Annotated in this window: 1 protein-coding gene; it reads left to right on the forward strand. The window is 62.0% G+C overall.

The window, feature by feature from the left end; translation table 11 throughout:
* On the forward strand, positions 1-271 hold a 271-nt coding region (locus H3Z84_RS07585), incomplete at both ends, for a DDE-type integrase/transposase/recombinase (protein WP_199457045.1).

Raw genomic sequence — 271 nt, forward strand, 5'->3', positions numbered from 1 at the left:
TCCGCACGGCTCAGGTGTTCGTCGCCGTGCTAGGTGCCTCCAATTACACCTACGCCGAAGCCACCTGGAGCCAGGGGTTGCAGGACTGGCTGCTGAGTCACGTGCGCACCTTCGAGTACTTCGGCGGTGTTCCGGAAATGGTGATTCCGGATAATCTGCGCAGCGGTGTCAGCAAAGCCTGTCGGTACGATCCGGACTTGAACCCCAGCTACCAGCAACTGGCGGCGCACTACCAGGTCGCGGTGCTGCCCGCACGGCCCTACAAACCCAA

It is taken from the genome of Marinobacter sp. bablab_jr003 (genome assembly GCF_016464245.1).
In the GTDB taxonomy this organism is placed as follows: Bacteria; Pseudomonadota; Gammaproteobacteria; order Pseudomonadales; family Oleiphilaceae; genus Marinobacter; species Marinobacter vinifirmus.